This is a genomic window from Fructilactobacillus sp. X3R5C2 (genome assembly GCF_059901175.1).
This window is the reverse complement of the sequence record NZ_JBWXVC010000006.1, coordinates 18,715-33,659: the sequence shown is the minus strand read 5'-3', so window position 1 is coordinate 33,659 and position 14,945 is coordinate 18,715. Positions and strand designations below refer to the sequence as shown.

Genomic DNA, 14,945 nt, shown 5'->3' with positions numbered 1-14,945 from the left:
ATTTCGTACGACACGATTAAGGGAGAGTAATCCAATATGTCTTTAAAAGATTTGCACGATGTTACGTATTACGAACTAAATAATGAAATTAATATCCCTGTCGATGGCAGAATCCAATTGGAAAAAGATCAGGAAGCTTTAAAAGCCTTTTTCAAAGAAAACGTTAATCCAAATACCGTTAAGTTTGATTCTTTAAAAGATCGTTTTGATTATCTAATTAAGCATAATTACATTGAAGAGGATTTTGTAAATAAATATCCTTTTTCATTCATTGAAAAATTATACAAGTATTTGGAAAAACAAGATTTTCACTTCAAATCATTTATGGCTGCATACAAGTTTTATGCTCAATACGCCATGAAAACTGATGACAATTCCATGTACTTAGAAAGCTACATAGACAGAACCGCAATGAACGCCTTGTTTCTTGCTGATGGCGATCAAAAGCTTGCCATGGATCTTGCTGATGAATTAATTCATCAACGCTTTCAACCAGCTACTCCAACTTTTTTAAATGCTGGAAAGAAACGTCGGGGGGAGTTGATTTCGTGTTTTCTACTTCAAACCACCGATAACATGAATACCATCGGTCGTACCATTAATTCGGCCCTTCAATTATCCAAAATTGGTGGTGGAGTTGGGATCAACCTTTCTAACCTTAGAGCGGCCGGCGACCCTATTAAACACATTCAAGGAGCAGCTAGCGGCGTTCTTCCAGTAATGAAGTTACTAGAGGATAGTTTTACCTATTCTAATCAATTAGGCCAAAGAAACGGTGCTGGGGTTGTTTATTTAAGTGTCTTCCATCCCGACATCATCGAGTTCTTAGGGGTTAAAAAGGAAAATGCCGACGAAAAAATTCGGGTTAACACTCTTTCCCTGGGTGTAGTTGTCCCAGATAAATTCTATGAACTAGCTAAAAACAATGAAGATATGTACTTATTTAGTCCGTACGACGTTGAACGTGAGTATGGCGTTCCCTTTTCTTACGTCGATATCACTAAAGAATACGACAACATGGTCAACAACAAGAATATTCGCAAAAAGAAGATCAGGGCACGTGAACTAGAAACAGAAATTGGTAAGTTACAACAAGAGTCCGGCTACCCATACATTATCAATATCGACACCGCCAATCGCGATAATCCAGTTGATGGAAAAATCGTCATGAGTAACTTATGTACTGAAATTATGCAAGTCCAAACCCCATCAATTGTTGATGATGAACAAAATTACGAACAGCTTGGAACCGATGTTTCTTGTAATTTAGGGTCAACGAACGTTGTCAATTTGATGGCTTCTCCCGACTTCGGTAAATCAGTCGAAGCCATGGTCAAAGCTCTAACTTTTGTGACCGATCATTCATCAATTAACGTTGTTCCATCAGTCAGACGTGGCAATGAATTAAGTCACTCAATTGGTTTAGGAGCTATGGGTCTTCACTCTTATTTTGCTAAAAATCATATGTATTATGGTTCAAAAGAATCCATTGAATTTACCAGCACCTATTTCATGTTATTAAATTACTGGACCTTAAAGGCCTCAAATCAAATGGCCAAGGATCGCGGTAAGGTCTTTCATAACTTCGACAAGAGTAAGTACGCTGACGGTTCTTATTTTGATCAATACGTAAATAAAAGTTGGGCGCCAACTTCCAAAAAAGTCAAGTCATTGTTTGATGGCGTCTTTATTCCAACTGAAAAAGATTGGGAAGATTTAAAGAAGTCAATCATGGAATATGGTTTGTACCATCAAAACCGAATGGCAGTTGCTCCAAACGGTTCCACCGCTTACATCGGTGATGCTACCGCTAGTCTGCACCCGATTGTTCAAAAAATTGAAGCCAGACAAGAGTCCAAAATCGGAACAATTTACTATCCGGCCCCCTACCTTTCTAATGACACCATTCCTTACTACGAATCAGCTTACGACACGGACATGCGAAAGGTGATTGACGTTTACGCCGCCGCTCAAAAACACGTCGATCAGGGAATGAGTTTGACTCTCTTCATGCGCTCAACCATTCCTGAAGGGCTATACGAATGGAAAGACAGTCGAAGTAACAAAATGTCCACCAGAGATTTAACGATCCTTCGCAATTACGCCTACAAAAAGGGAATTAAATCGCTCTACTATGTTCGGACATTTACCGATGACAACACTGAAGTTGGTGCTAACGAGTGTGAAAGCTGTGTAATTTAATCTTTAGGAGGGAATTTATGGACATTAATAAAGTTTTAACCGGAAAGTTACAGGGAAACTACAAGGCCATTAATTGGAATTCCATTGGCGACGAGATTGATAAAGCCACCTGGGAAAAACTAACCGAACAGTTCTGGCTTGATACCAGAATTCCTTTGTCAAATGATTTAAAGGATTGGCGTTCGCTTGACGATGATCATAAATGGATTGTTGGTCACGTTTTTGGTGGCTTAACTTTACTGGATACCTTACAGTCTCAAGACGGAATGGCCGCCCTTAGAAATGATGCTGTTACCCAACATGAAATTGCGGTTTTAAATAACATTCAGTTTATGGAATCCGTTCACGCCAAAAGCTATTCATCCATTTTTTCAACTTTAAACACCCCTGATGAAATTGATGAAATCTTTCATTGGAGTGATACAGAAGAATTCCTCCAAAACAAAACGAAAAAGATCTATTCGTTATACCATGACGATGGTCATCCATTAAAAAAGAAAATTTCTAGTGTGTTCCTTGAAACTTTTCTTTTCTACTCTGGATTCTATACTCCCATCTGGTACCTCGGTCATAACGAGCTTCCAAACGTTGCTGAAATCATTAAATTAATTATTCGTGACGAATCGGTCCACGGAACATACATTGGCTATAAATTCCAAGTTCAGTTCAACCAATTAGGTGAAAATGAACAAAATGATTTAAAGGATTGGATGTATAACTTCTTGTACGACCTTTATCAAAATGAGGAAAAGTACACCCATTTGCTTTACGACCAAGTGGGATGGTCTGAAGATGTTTTAACTTTCATTAGATATAACGCCAATAAGGCCCTCATGAATCTAGGACAAGATCCAATGTTCCCTGATACTGAAGCAGACGTTAACCCAATCGTTATGAACGGAATCTCCACCGCTACGGTCAATCATGACTTCTTCTCCCAAGTCGGTAACGGTTATCGACTTGGTAACGTTGAAGCAATGAGCGATTCCGACTACGATATTGGTAATAAAAAGAACCCAAAATAATTGTTCAACTAAAAAGAGGTTTCAGAATTAATTCTGAAACCTCTTTTTTATGGCATATTTTCTTCAACATTTTCAATCGTGGGACGTTCACTAACCACCGATAAGAGCTGTAGCATCGTGAATACCAATGAATTATCCTTACGGTATACGAAGTACTTAGACACCCAGTTATCGACGTATTTCTGCTTATAAGACCGCAATCCTTGAAAGCTATAGAACGCATCACCATACTGATAAATTAAGTGAGCAATTTTTTCGTTAATAAAACTAAATTTTGATTCACCCACATTAGCTAGGGGTGCCATTCCTAAGTTAAACCACTTGTAACCCTCATCCTTTGAATACCTGAAGAGATGAATGAAGATTCCATCCATAATTCCAGACGGAGCATCATTTCCCGACCGCATTAAGTCAACCGAAGTCATCACTCGATCACCCGTTGGCATGATGTTAGCAAAAGCTACAATCGCATCATTTTTATCGCGAATGACCGCAATTGGAGCCTGGTTTAAGTAATATGGATCAAAGAAGCCCAGAGAGAAGCCCTTTTCATCACGTCCATTGAGCCACTCATCAGAAATTCGTTTAAATTCACCCATCTGTTCTTTAGAAAATGGTGGATCTAAAACCTCAAAACGATAGCCTTCCCGATCGAACTTGTGCATTAATGCCCGTTCACCTCGATGCCGCTTACCGGTGAGCGAAAAGTCAGTCAAATCAACGTGACCCTCTTCTCCAGCCTTAATAAAGTCAAAGCCCTTTTCGTGAAGTAACATTGTTAGTGATTCTCCAACTTCGTAAAACACCAGGGAGAAATCAGCTTTGTCAGCATCACTCATGAACTGGTCAATCGCTGGATCTAATTTATCCTGATTTCCAATTGGTTCACCCATCACAATTAACTTATTCGCCTTCTGCTTATACATGAAAATGACTTCGTCTTCACTATCTTCAGCGTAGAAGTAAACCTTTTTATCACGCAAAAAGACTAAGTGACTAACTTCGTTTCCACCAAATTTGCGAATAACATTGCGAATTCTAACTTCATCAAAGGGTTGATTCAACCATGGGATGCGAGCGTATGTTAAGTACTTGTACAACATAAACAGGATAATAAAGGCAATGATAATGCCCACAAATCCGGTTAACCAGACCTGTTCAGATGGTAAAAGATACACATTCATCATTTTGATGGGAGCGTGTCTACTAGACAAGTTATGATTACTCATGTAGATTCCGATGATGGAATACATTAAGAAAGTTCCAATAAAAATGATGCCGTCAAAAATTGCATTTCCCCACGAGTACGTGAGTTTTTGCCGATACATGCCCTTTCTTGATAACCACAAACAAATAATGATAAATCCTAACAGTAACGTTAATTTTAGTGGAAAGTCCTCTTTCCACAGGGTGTTAGCAATGGCAAACAACAAAATGATAACGGTCGGCCAGAAAGCTTTGTGGACTCTTGATCCTACCCCACGTGCTAATCCAATTAGTAAAATCCCAATAATCACGTTCGACAACTGTCCTAAAAAGAACAGCGTGTATGGCGCCAGTGATAAATAGAGTGGATTAACAAGAGCCAAATTAGGAATAGTCGCATACAAAATCATCATGATTCCCGAAAAGTACATAAAAATCGTAATGATCAGCTGGGCCGACCTATGAACAATCGTTTTCGGAATATCATCCAGAAAATTGTTAATTCGTGCTCCCATTTCGTGGAAAAAGAGAAAGGCCCCCACGAAAAACGGGAGAAAATAGTAGAAAATTCGGTACAACAGCACCCACACGGCAGCAATTGTCGGTGACACCCCAAGCAAACTCAGGCTACCAATCATCATCGTATCAAATGACCCAAGACCACCTGGCAACATTGAGACCACCCCAATTACGTTGGCAATAATAAAAATGGGAAAAACGTCCCAAAGATTAACATTAATCTTCATGAAGTATCCAATAATTAAAAACAACATGGCACAGCTCCCCCATTCGAGGCAGGAACCGAGGATCAGTTGAAACTCACGTTTTAGGGTTAAATCACTAAAGAACTCAGAATTACTGAATCTAGTAAATAGGAAAATCACTGGAAAATAAACTCCCCCACCTACTAACCAAATCCAATCCTTGGCATACTGAGATCCAATGCCAAATCCAAAGATCAAAACTAACGAAACCAAACAATAGGTAGAAAGTCCTGCCAGTAAGAACAAGGCAATCTTAGAAATGGCATATAATACCTGCTTCTTACTAGCATTTTTACTGTAAAACATCGCTCTCAAACTGGCCCCAAGAAAGCCACCAAACCCAGCAATATTGGTAAATGTGTTAACAATCCACCCGCTCTTGACGATGTAGGACGGTTTAAACTTGCCAGGAAGAAACTCCGTAATAGTAAAATCATATATTAACATTGGTAACACAGCCACAAATCCTAAGATCGTTAAAATAATTAACGTTGTTGGTGACTGTGACGCAAGGCTCGCTCGCATTTCCTTTCCATTAATCTCAGAAAGCACGTGGGTCGCCTCGTAAACAACAAACACAAGGACCAAGGTGACAAAAATCCCCTTAATCCAGGCAGAATATTTGTTATAGAAATCCATAACTTTATTAAATGCTTTTTTCAATTGTTAACCCCCAAAAAATCGGCTAACTTCATTCTCTCAATTTTTATGACATAAAACAACTTTATTTAAACAATATTAAGGCAAAAAAAAACGTGCTTTTGCACGTTCTTTTTAGTCATCGACTACTTAAGAGTTACAGTAGCACCAACGGCTTCAAGCTTGTCCTTGATGTCGTTAGCATCTGATTCTGAAGCGCCTTCTTTAATAGCTTTAGGAGCGCCATCAACTAAGTCCTTAGCGTCTTTCAAACCAAGACCAGTGATATCTCTAACTGCCTTGATAACCTTAATCTTTTCTTGACCTGCTTCAGTAAGTTCAACGTCGTATGAATCCTTAGCAGCACCTTCACCACCAGCAGCACCTGCAGCTGCAACTGGAGCAGCAGCAGAAACATCAAATTCATCTTCGATTGACTTAACCAAGTCGTTTAAATCAGTGATTGAAGCTTCTTTTAATTGAGCAATAATATTATCTTTATCAAAAGCCATTTTAATTTCCTCCTATTAGGACATTTAATCTATTTTTATTAAGCTGCATCACTATCGTCACCATTGTCATCTTTATCAACAACGGCATTAACAGCATAAGCAACCTTACGGATAGGATCTTTCAAGATGTTAGCAAGAGTTGAAAGCAATTCTTCACGGCTTGGTAGAGCAGCAAATTCATTGATTTCATCAAGTGAAGCGATCTTCCCTTCGATAATTCCACCCTTGATTTCAAGTTCAGGATTATCATCAGCGAAGTTCTTCAAAATCTTGGCTGGAGCAACTGGGTCTTCATCAGAAAATGCAATAGCAGTAGGTCCAACAAAAGTATCTTTCAAATCCTTAACGTCTGCTTTATCAGCAGCACGCTCTAAAATTTTATTTTTAATAACACTCATTGAGACATCATTATCACGCAATTGTTTACGTAAATCAGTATCTTGAGCAACACTTAAACCTCGGTAATCAACAACAATTGCTGATACAGCTTTTTGAAATTGGTCAGCAACTTCATCAACCTTTTTGGCTTTAGTATCAATAACTTCTTTTTTTGGCATATTATTTCACCTCCCAATGTATTTTGGGACTTAATAAAAAATCCCTATGTTCGCCAAAACATAGAGAAAGAGTGTATTACTCCTCGGCAGGCATCATTAAGGTCAAAAACCACCTGAGTCTTAGGCGAATCATATTCAACTAATAATCTATCATAATGATAAAAATTAGTCAATTAGGGATTATTTAATTAGTTAGTAACTAAAATGATTCAGGATCAACTGAGACACCAGGTCCCATTGTTGATGAAACTGAAATGTTACTAATGTAAGTTCCACGAACAGATGCTGGACGATTCTTAACAATCACATCGTTGATGGTGTTAAGGTTTTCGGCCAACTTGTCTGCGTCAAATGAATCTTTACCGATTGAAACTGCGACATTTCCATCACGATCAGTTCTGTAAGTAACCTTACCGGCCTTAGCATCAGAAACCGCTTTTGAAACATCCATGGTAACAGTTCCAGTCTTAGGGTTTGGCATTAATCCCTTAGGTCCAAGAACACGACCTAAACGACCAACTTGAGCCATCATGTCAGGAGTAGCAATTGCGACATCAAAGTCGAGCCATCCGTCTTGAATTTTTTGAGCTAAGTCGTCATCACCGACAAAATCGGCACCTGCGTTCTTAGCATCTTGAGCCTTTTCACCCTTGGCAAATACTACAACTGTTTGATCTTTACCAGTACCATTAGGTAAAACTACGGCACCACGTAATTGTTGGTCAGCTTGTTTGGTATCAACGTTTAATTTGTAAACAACTCTGATAGTGTCATCAAAGTTGACTGAGTCTAATTTTTGAACTAATTCTACAGCATCTTGAGCAGAGTACTTTTTACTCTTGTCAATTTGCTTTGAAGCATCTTCGTACTTCTTACCTCTCTTACGAGCCATTGTGTCATCCTCCTTGCAATTGTGGTTATAACGGAATTTCCTCCCACTAGCACATTATCTTTCGACATTGTACTGTACGGGCATAGTGAAATTAACCTTCAACAGTGAATCCCATACTACGTGCCGTACCTTCAACCATGCGCATAGCTGCTTCTACATCAGCTGCGTTTAGATCTTGCATTTTAGTTTCGGCAATTTGCTTAACTTGGTCTTTGGTAACTTTTGCGACCTTGTTAGTGTTAGGTTCACCGGAACCGTGTTCAACACCAGCGGCTTTCTTTAATAGGACAGCGGCTGGAGGGGTCTTGGTTACAAAGTCGAATGAACGATCTTCGTAAACAGTAATCACAACTGGAATCAGCATCCCTGCTTGATCAGCAGTACGTGCATTAAATTCCTTAGTGAATCCCATAATATTAATTCCAGCTTGACCTAAAGCAGGTCCAACTGGAGGAGCGGGTGTTGCTTTACCCGCAGGTATTTGTAGTTTAACTACATTAGCTACTTTTTTAGCCACGAGACATACCTCCTTAAGTCCGTGTGTGGTAAATGAAGATCAAAATTTCTTCTCCCACGTTAATTTATGCAATACGCATACTAGTTAAATATACCACGTTTATGGAAACGTGACAATGAGTATTTTACTGAGAATCAGCTTCTAGGGGTTTAACTTGGTCAAATTCCAGTTCAGTACTTGTCTCTCTACCAAACATGTCAATATTAACCTTGAGTTTACCCTTAGTGTTGTCAATCTCAGTGATCTTGCCAGAAAGTCCCTTAAAGGCTCCCTCAACGATGGTAACCGTATCACCAACCCGGCTATCCAATGGTTTAACTCGCTTCTTTACCCCAATCGTTGACATAACGTTTTCAACCTCTTCGGGTAACAATGGGTTGGGCTTTGAACCTTGACCGTGAGAACCAATAAATCCGGTCACTCCAGGGGTATTTCGAACGACATACCAGGCTCTATCAGTCATTACCATTTGAACCAATACGTATCCTGGAAAAGTCTTGTTCATAACCACTTTTTCTTTACCGTTTTTAACTTCGTGTTCTTCAGTTTCTGGAACAACGATGTCAAAAATATAGTCTTCCATTCCCATGGATTCTTTTCTAGATTCAAGATTCATTTTAACTTTATTTTCATAGCCAGAGTACGTATGTAATACATACCATTGCTTTTCTGCAGTCTCTACCACAATGATTATCTCCTTTAACTTAAAGCAAAATAAAAAAACCTCGCGTAAACGAAGTTCTTATCATCAAGTTAACTATAACAGAAATTATCACACTAATCTAGTTTAGGCTAGTAACTTCAAAATGGTTTGAATTGCCCAATCAATCACACCAAGAAAGATTGCAAAAAAGATGGTAGTCCAGATAACGATTGAAGTATCGGTTCTCGTTTGCTTAGCGTTCGGCCAAACAACTACCTTCATCTCTGCAATAACACTCTTAAAAAAGTTCCATAATCGTTTCATGTAAAATTCCCCTCTTAACGAGTTTCTCGGTGCAACGTATATTTTCCACAATGCTTACAAAATTTTTTTACTTCCAATCGTTTGACGCGATTCGGATTGCTGGAAATGGTGTAGTTTCTTGAACCACATACAGAACAAGCTAATGCTACCTTTTTCTGTGCCATAAGCTGCACCTCCTTAATAACTAACTAATCGTATCATCAATTTCAACGTTAGTCAATTTTATTAAATCTATAGTACTTCTGCCGACAACGTGCGATCGCATTTTTCAACTTCACAACATTCATATCAGAAACCTGGGCCATTTTTTCAAACGAATAATTCTCAAGCGAACGAATAATCACCATTCTCTCAACTACCGAACTCCTTTTCATCAAGCCTTGTAAGTTCTCATACATTGAAAGAACTCGTTCTGGACTGGCAGCATGAATATCGGCAATGGTATCAGAATAAAATTGAAAATACGCACTAAGAGAAGCTTTTTTAGAATCGGGCACGCGCTTTTGAGCTCGCTTTTTTCTTAAAATATCATATAAGCGGTTTTTTAAGTTAACTTTATAGTAACTGCCAAAGGTAACCTTACGACTGGCATCATACCTAATAATTGTTCGACTAAGCACAATGGCCGCTTCCTGTTTCCAATCTGAGAGTTCCATACCTGATAAGTAGAAATCGTTCCACAACTTTAGATAAATTGGCGCATATTTTTTAAACAATTTGATGAAACCGACATCGTTCTTTTTTGCATCCTCAACCATTTTTAATTCTTTAGCCCGTTTCTCTTCTTTATTCATCAATTGGCCCTCCTCTTAATCAATTAATTAACACTTAGTATCGTATCGAAACGAGTTGAGCTCAAACAAGCGAACAAACGTTCGATATGTGATATTATCTGCTAACCAATTTTTAATATCGAATTTACGATATTAAACAAGCCCAATAAAAAAGAACGATGCTAGCGCATTGTTCTTTAGTTCAGTCATTTCATTATAAAGGGTGGCGCGAGTTAAAGCCTTGATACATAACTAATCCGGCAGCAACCGACGCATTCAAGCTCTGAATACCCCCCACCATTGGAATGGTAAGTGTTTCATCAACCTGTTTTTTAAGTAAAGGAGAAATCCCCTTGCCTTCACTGCCAACGATAAGAGCACTTGGACCCTTAGCATCCCAGCGCCGATAATCAGTTCCTTTCATATCAGTACCAAAGACCCACAACCCACGTTCTTTTAATTCTTTAACGGTGTTGACCAAGTTAGTTACTCTAGCGACCGGAACACGTTCAATCGCCCCCGCAGATGTTTTCGCTACCGTTGACGTTAACCCAACAGCCCGACGCTTGGGAATGATCACCCCATGAACGCCAGCAGCATCTGCGGTTCTAATAATTGACCCTAAGTTATGAGGATCGGCAATGTTATCCAGAACAATGAAGTATGGTGGTTCACCCTTTGATTCAGCATTTTTAAATAAATCATCAATCGATGCATAATTAAAGGATGCAATTGATAACATGACTCCCTGATGATTCTGGTGGTCTGACATCAAGTCTAACTTTTGCTTTGGCACCTTAGAAATTACTAAATGACGACCCTTGGCCAAACGAATAACCGCCTTAATGGTGTCATCTTCTTGACTGACTCCATTTTGTAAAAACACCTTGTTAATTTCTTGATTTTCATTGCGCAGTGCTGAGACTGCCGGGTGTCTCCCAATAATAAAATCTTCGTTATCTCTCATACTCAACCCTCCCAGAATCAACTTGATCAATGCACCACTGCGCCAGTTCATCGAGTCTTTTATCTTGGCCACTAAGGGACAGGAAACCAAAGAGGGCTTCAAAGCCAGTGGAAATCCGATAAGTAACAACACTCGTATTCTTGGCGTGAGTATAGCTCTTGGCGTTACGTCCCCGTTTAAAAAAGTACTCTTCTTCATCACTTAAGATTGCATCCTGATTCATCAAAGCAATCAATCCGGCCTGAGCCTTGGCTGACACATATTTAGTAGCAAAATGCTGCAATTGATTTGGCCTAGCGATGCCCTCGTCAATCAAATGCCGTCTCACGTATACCTCATAAACCGCATCACCTAAATAAGCTAGTACAATACCATTTAACTGTCGATATTGAATATTATCGTCCGCTTCACTCATTAAACTAATTTTCCCTTCTGAATCGGGTCCCCTGTGGTGTGTCTTCTAAAATAATACCCTTATTTTTTAATTCATCCCGAATTTCATCACTTCTAGCAAACTGCTTGTTAGCTCGCGCATCGTTTCTTTGCTTAATTAAGTCTTTAACCTTATCGTCATTTAACTCACTACTTTGTAGTTTAATCCCAAAGATAGCAGACAACTGTTCTAACCGTTTCATAAGTAACTTAATCGAATCCTTAAAAACCACTGGTCGTTCCGCATAAACGTTTCCAAGCTTAGCCAGCTCATAGACCTTGGCAATCCCATTTTGAACGTTAAAGTCATCATCCATGGCATCCTGAAAATCAGCCTGAATTTGACGAATCTCTTGGTCTAATTTCGGATCGTTATAAGGATCAGCGTCTTTTAACCGATAGTTCAAATTATCGTAAGCCGTCTGTATTTTTTGCAGATTGGTGGCAGCTTCATCAACTCCCTGCTGGCTAAAACGAATTGGACGGCGATACTGAGTGGTCGAAATGAGAAAACGCAGGGCTTGAGGATTATCTTTCTTAAGCAAATCATGAACCGTAACAAAGTTCCCTTTAGATTTGCTCATCTTCTCGTCTTCATCACCGACGGTCACAAAACCATTGTGAAGCCAGTAATTAACAAACTTTTGACCCGTTTTGGCCTCGCTTTGTGCCCGTTCATTTTCATGATGAGGGAACTCTAAATCAATCCCACCACCGTGAATGTCAAAGGTATTACCAAGGTACTTAGTTGACATTACCGAGCACTCAATGTGCCAACCGGGACGGCCTTTTCCCCACGGAGAATCCCAGGAAACTTCGTCTGGTTTAGCTTTTTTCCAAAGTGCAAAATCAATCGGGTCTTCTTTTTGGGCTAATTCTTCACTTGAAACGTGCTCACTTGCACCACTCTCAAGGTCATCGATGTTTTCGTGTCCTAGTAAACCATAAGATTTAAACTTACGAGCCCGATAGTAAACCGTCCCGTCAACGTTATAAGCATATCCCTTTTTAATTAAGTCAGAAACAAAGGTAATAATGTCCTTAATATTATCCGTGGCACGCGGATTCACGGTTGCAGGTTGCACGTTTAACGCTTTCGTATCTTCCATAAAAGCCTCAATGTATTTATCGGCTAATTTGGAAACCGTGGTTCCCTCTTTTTTGGCTTCGTTAATCATTTTATCATCAACATCGGTAAAATTAGACACATAATTCACCTTATAACCACAATATTCAAGATAACGGCGAATGGTATCAAATGCCACTACACTTCGCGCATTGCCAATGTGAATATAGTTATAAACAGTTGGACCACAGACATACATGTTAACCACACCGGGTGTGATTGGTTCAAATTTTTCTTTTTCATTTGTAAGTGAATTATAAACTTTTAACATGTCCAACCTCCTAATAATTGTTCAATATTAACATCATAATTAACCCTTCAGTTCATTATGAACTAGACCAATTGAAATGAAAATATTTTACTTTTTTAATGCTGTTTTGAGAGCTTCGGTAATGGTTGAAACTCCTATGACCTGAATATTTTTAGGTGGAGTCCATCCCTTTAGATTATATTTAGGAACCAATACGCGCTTAAAGCCTAGTTTCTGGGCCTCAATAACGCGTTGCTCAATTCGATTGACCCTTCTAATCTCACCAGTCAAACCAAGTTCGCCAATGTAACACTCTTTTGGATCGGTTCCAATATTCTCATAACTTGACGCAATGCTAATTGCCATTGCCAAATCAATGGCCGGTTCATTAAGTTTGACCCCACCAGCAGCTTTTAAATAAGCATCCTGGTTTTGTAACATCAATCCAGCCCGTTTCTCAAGAACCGCCATAATCAGTGAAACACGATTTCGATCCAATCCAGACGCAGTTCTTTGCGCATTCCCAAAAACCGAGGGAACAATTAAGGCTTGAAGTTCAACCAAAATTGGACGGGTTCCTTCCATTGCTACCACAATTGCTGATCCGGTAGCGTTCTTCAAACGTTCCTCTAAAAAAATCTCAGATGGATTCTTGACTTCTTTTAGCCCATCTTCATCCATTTGAAAAATTCCGAGCTCATTCGTAGATCCAAATCGATTTTTAACGGCGCGTAGTAATCGATAAGAATGATGTTTGTCCCCTTCAAAATAAAGAACGGTGTCAACCATGTGCTCTAAAGTCTTTGGGCCGGCAAGCGTACCACCCTTAGTAACGTGTCCCACCAAGAAAATGGTGATACCGTTGGTTTTTGCGATGTTCATTAAATCCGAGGTAACGCCTCGAACCTGCGTAACGGACCCAATCGCAGACGGGATCTCATCTTCTTGCATGGTTTGAACGGAGTCAATGATAACGGTGTCCGGATTCACTTCTTCAATTGCCTTCCTGATTGAAGTCATATCCGTTTCTGGATAAAGGTATAAGTTTCCCTTTTCAGAAACATTGAGGCGATCCGCTCTCATCTTAATTTGATCGGCACTCTCTTCTCCTGAGACGTACAGTACCTTTTGTCCTGAGGCTGCTAATTGACCGGAGACTTGGAGAAGTAACGTTGACTTACCAATCCCCGGATCACCACCAATTAGAACCAGTGAACCAGGGACCACTCCTCCGCCAAGCACCCGATTCAGTTCATTTGAATCAACCTGAATCCTCGGAGCACTTTCAGCGCTAACTTGTCTAATTAGCTGGGGTTGCGACTTAGTCCCGCTCAGTGAAACCCGACTCACGTTCGCCTTTTTGGTATCATTTTTTTGGACCGTTTGTTCAACCATCGTGTTCCATTCACCACAGTTAGGACAACGACCTAGATATCGTGGTGATATATATCCACAGTTGGAACAAACATATTGCGTTTTTGCTTTAGCCATTAAATCATTTCCTAACTATTTGCCAGAAGAACCAAATCCCCCATTTCGAGTCAGCTTTGGTCCCTCATCTTGATCCGCAAGTAAATAAGGCATAAAGATTCCTTGTCCAATTCGATCACCTTTTTTAATCTTACGGTCGACGATTCCAAAGTTTAGAATCTGGACAAAAATTTCACCCTCATTACTTTCATTATTGTAATAATCAGCGTCAATAACACCGATCCCATTCGGAATTACTAAGTTTCGTTTCAAAGGATTACTTGAGCGATTCGCGAATATCAACACTTCATTTGGCTGCATGTAAGCCTTAATTCCCGTTGGAACCAAAAAGGGCTTTAAAGCATTCTCTGAATCCATGATGTCTTGTTGATCTAACTTTCTTCTAGCCTTAATGATACCAAATGACCGAATTAAACCAGTTTTCCAGATTGACGGAATAACCATGTCAACGGCACTGGCAAAGTCATATCCGGCAGCCTTTTCAGTTGCTCGTTTTGGCAAAGTCAAGCCGTCCTTCTGATATTTTGAAACAATCTCAAAGCCTCTTTGCATCTTCTAATACCCCTTTATTCTCAAAAATTCCTACTATTATTTTACCAGTATTTCTTAAATTTTGACATTGCTT

General features: G+C 39.5%; 16 protein-coding genes and 1 other annotated feature. Of the genes, 2 read left to right on the top strand and 14 right to left on the bottom strand.

Going from position 1 to position 14,945, the window contains the following annotated elements; genetic code table 11:
* The first annotated feature begins 36 nt into the window (after window positions 1–36).
* Window positions 37–2,202, top strand: coding sequence for a class 1b ribonucleoside-diphosphate reductase subunit alpha (gene nrdE, locus AC6UD4_RS06845; protein ID WP_500694470.1), 2,166 nt, complete (start codon window positions 37–39; stop codon window positions 2,200–2,202).
* A 17-nt stretch (window positions 2,203–2,219) separates the two neighbouring features.
* Window positions 2,220–3,227, top strand: coding sequence for a class 1b ribonucleoside-diphosphate reductase subunit beta (gene nrdF, locus AC6UD4_RS06840; protein ID WP_500694471.1), 1,008 nt, complete (start codon window positions 2,220–2,222; stop codon window positions 3,225–3,227).
* 47 nt (window positions 3,228–3,274) lie between these two features.
* Here nrdF and mprF read toward each other — a convergent pair whose 3' ends face one another.
* From mprF to AC6UD4_RS06770, 14 genes are all read right to left on the bottom strand, one after another.
* Window positions 3,275–5,860, bottom strand: a complete 2,586-nt coding sequence (mprF, locus tag AC6UD4_RS06835; protein WP_500694472.1) for a bifunctional lysylphosphatidylglycerol flippase/synthetase MprF — start codon at window positions 5,858–5,860, stop codon at window positions 3,275–3,277.
* 122 nt (window positions 5,861–5,982) lie between these two features.
* Window positions 5,983–6,348, bottom strand: coding sequence for a 50S ribosomal protein L7/L12 (gene rplL, locus AC6UD4_RS06830; protein WP_500694473.1), 366 nt, complete (start codon window positions 6,346–6,348; stop codon window positions 5,983–5,985).
* A gap of 38 nt (window positions 6,349–6,386) precedes the next feature.
* A complete protein-coding gene (gene rplJ / locus AC6UD4_RS06825) occupies window positions 6,387–6,905 on the bottom strand; it encodes a 50S ribosomal protein L10 (RefSeq protein WP_500694474.1) in 519 nt (172 codons plus the stop codon).
* Between the two features lie 26 nt (window positions 6,906–6,931).
* Window positions 6,932–7,048: a sequence feature (ribosomal protein L10 leader region), on the bottom strand.
* Between the two features lie 56 nt (window positions 7,049–7,104).
* Window positions 7,105–7,797 (bottom strand): 50S ribosomal protein L1, encoded by a 693-nt coding sequence (gene rplA / locus AC6UD4_RS06820; RefSeq protein ID WP_500694475.1) that lies wholly within the window; start codon window positions 7,795–7,797, stop codon window positions 7,105–7,107.
* Between the two features lie 91 nt (window positions 7,798–7,888).
* Window positions 7,889–8,314, bottom strand: coding sequence for a 50S ribosomal protein L11 (rplK, locus tag AC6UD4_RS06815; RefSeq protein ID WP_010021774.1), 426 nt, complete (start codon window positions 8,312–8,314; stop codon window positions 7,889–7,891).
* A 124-nt stretch (window positions 8,315–8,438) separates the two neighbouring features.
* Complete coding sequence (gene nusG / locus AC6UD4_RS06810; RefSeq protein ID WP_500694476.1) at window positions 8,439–8,999, bottom strand: transcription termination/antitermination protein NusG; 561 nt, start codon at window positions 8,997–8,999, stop codon at window positions 8,439–8,441.
* A 102-nt stretch (window positions 9,000–9,101) separates the two neighbouring features.
* Window positions 9,102–9,281, bottom strand: coding sequence for a preprotein translocase subunit SecE (secE, locus tag AC6UD4_RS06805; protein ID WP_500694477.1), 180 nt, complete (start codon window positions 9,279–9,281; stop codon window positions 9,102–9,104).
* Between the two features lie 14 nt (window positions 9,282–9,295).
* On the bottom strand, window positions 9,296–9,445 hold the full coding sequence (gene rpmG / locus AC6UD4_RS06800; RefSeq protein ID WP_500694478.1) for a 50S ribosomal protein L33: 150 nt from the start codon (window positions 9,443–9,445) through the stop codon (window positions 9,296–9,298).
* A 48-nt stretch (window positions 9,446–9,493) separates the two neighbouring features.
* A complete protein-coding gene (locus tag AC6UD4_RS06795; protein ID WP_500694479.1) occupies window positions 9,494–10,075 on the bottom strand; it encodes a sigma-70 family RNA polymerase sigma factor in 582 nt (193 codons plus the stop codon).
* A gap of 193 nt (window positions 10,076–10,268) precedes the next feature.
* Complete coding sequence (gene rlmB, locus AC6UD4_RS06790; RefSeq protein WP_500694480.1) at window positions 10,269–11,021, bottom strand: 23S rRNA (guanosine(2251)-2'-O)-methyltransferase RlmB; 753 nt, start codon at window positions 11,019–11,021, stop codon at window positions 10,269–10,271.
* A complete protein-coding gene (locus tag AC6UD4_RS06785; RefSeq protein WP_500694481.1) occupies window positions 11,011–11,436 on the bottom strand; it encodes a Mini-ribonuclease 3 in 426 nt (141 codons plus the stop codon). Before AC6UD4_RS06785 ends, rlmB begins: the two co-directional genes overlap by 11 nt.
* Window positions 11,437–11,440: 4 nt before the next feature.
* Window positions 11,441–12,850 (bottom strand): cysteine--tRNA ligase, encoded by a 1,410-nt coding sequence (gene cysS / locus AC6UD4_RS06780; RefSeq protein WP_500694482.1) that lies wholly within the window; start codon window positions 12,848–12,850, stop codon window positions 11,441–11,443.
* Window positions 12,851–12,937: 87 nt separating this feature from the next.
* On the bottom strand, window positions 12,938–14,320 hold the full coding sequence (radA, locus tag AC6UD4_RS06775) for a DNA repair protein RadA (RefSeq protein ID WP_500694483.1): 1,383 nt from the start codon (window positions 14,318–14,320) through the stop codon (window positions 12,938–12,940).
* Between the two features lie 15 nt (window positions 14,321–14,335).
* Window positions 14,336–14,872, bottom strand: coding sequence for a dCTP deaminase/dUTPase family protein (locus AC6UD4_RS06770; RefSeq protein ID WP_500694484.1), 537 nt, complete (start codon window positions 14,870–14,872; stop codon window positions 14,336–14,338).
* Window positions 14,873–14,945 lie beyond the last annotated feature (73 nt).

Excerpts from the sequence above, each read along its gene's own strand:
- rplL (WP_500694473.1), bottom strand. The coding sequence starts at position 6,348 with ATGGCTTTTGATAAAGATAATATTATTGCTCAATTAAAAGAAGCTTCA.
- AC6UD4_RS06785 (WP_500694481.1), bottom strand. The coding sequence starts at position 11,436 with ATGAGTGAAGCGGACGATAATATTCAATATCGACAGTTAAATGGTATT.
- rpmG (WP_500694478.1), bottom strand. The coding sequence starts at position 9,445 with ATGGCACAGAAAAAGGTAGCATTAGCTTGTTCTGTATGTGGTTCAAGA.
- rplA (WP_500694475.1), bottom strand. The coding sequence starts at position 7,797 with ATGGCTCGTAAGAGAGGTAAGAAGTACGAAGATGCTTCAAAGCAAATT.
- cysS (WP_500694482.1), bottom strand. The coding sequence starts at position 12,850 with ATGTTAAAAGTTTATAATTCACTTACAAATGAAAAAGAAAAATTTGAA.
- AC6UD4_RS06770 (WP_500694484.1), bottom strand. The coding sequence starts at position 14,872 with ATGCAAAGAGGCTTTGAGATTGTTTCAAAATATCAGAAGGACGGCTTG.
- secE (WP_500694477.1), bottom strand. The coding sequence starts at position 9,281 with ATGAAACGATTATGGAACTTTTTTAAGAGTGTTATTGCAGAGATGAAG.
- rlmB (WP_500694480.1), bottom strand. The coding sequence starts at position 11,021 with ATGAGAGATAACGAAGATTTTATTATTGGGAGACACCCGGCAGTCTCA.
- rplJ (WP_500694474.1), bottom strand. The coding sequence starts at position 6,905 with ATGCCAAAAAAAGAAGTTATTGATACTAAAGCCAAAAAGGTTGATGAA.
- nrdE (WP_500694470.1), top strand. The coding sequence starts at position 37 with ATGTCTTTAAAAGATTTGCACGATGTTACGTATTACGAACTAAATAAT.
- nrdF (WP_500694471.1), top strand. The coding sequence starts at position 2,220 with ATGGACATTAATAAAGTTTTAACCGGAAAGTTACAGGGAAACTACAAG.
- AC6UD4_RS06795 (WP_500694479.1), bottom strand. The coding sequence starts at position 10,075 with ATGAATAAAGAAGAGAAACGGGCTAAAGAATTAAAAATGGTTGAGGAT.
- radA (WP_500694483.1), bottom strand. The coding sequence starts at position 14,320 with ATGGCTAAAGCAAAAACGCAATATGTTTGTTCCAACTGTGGATATATA.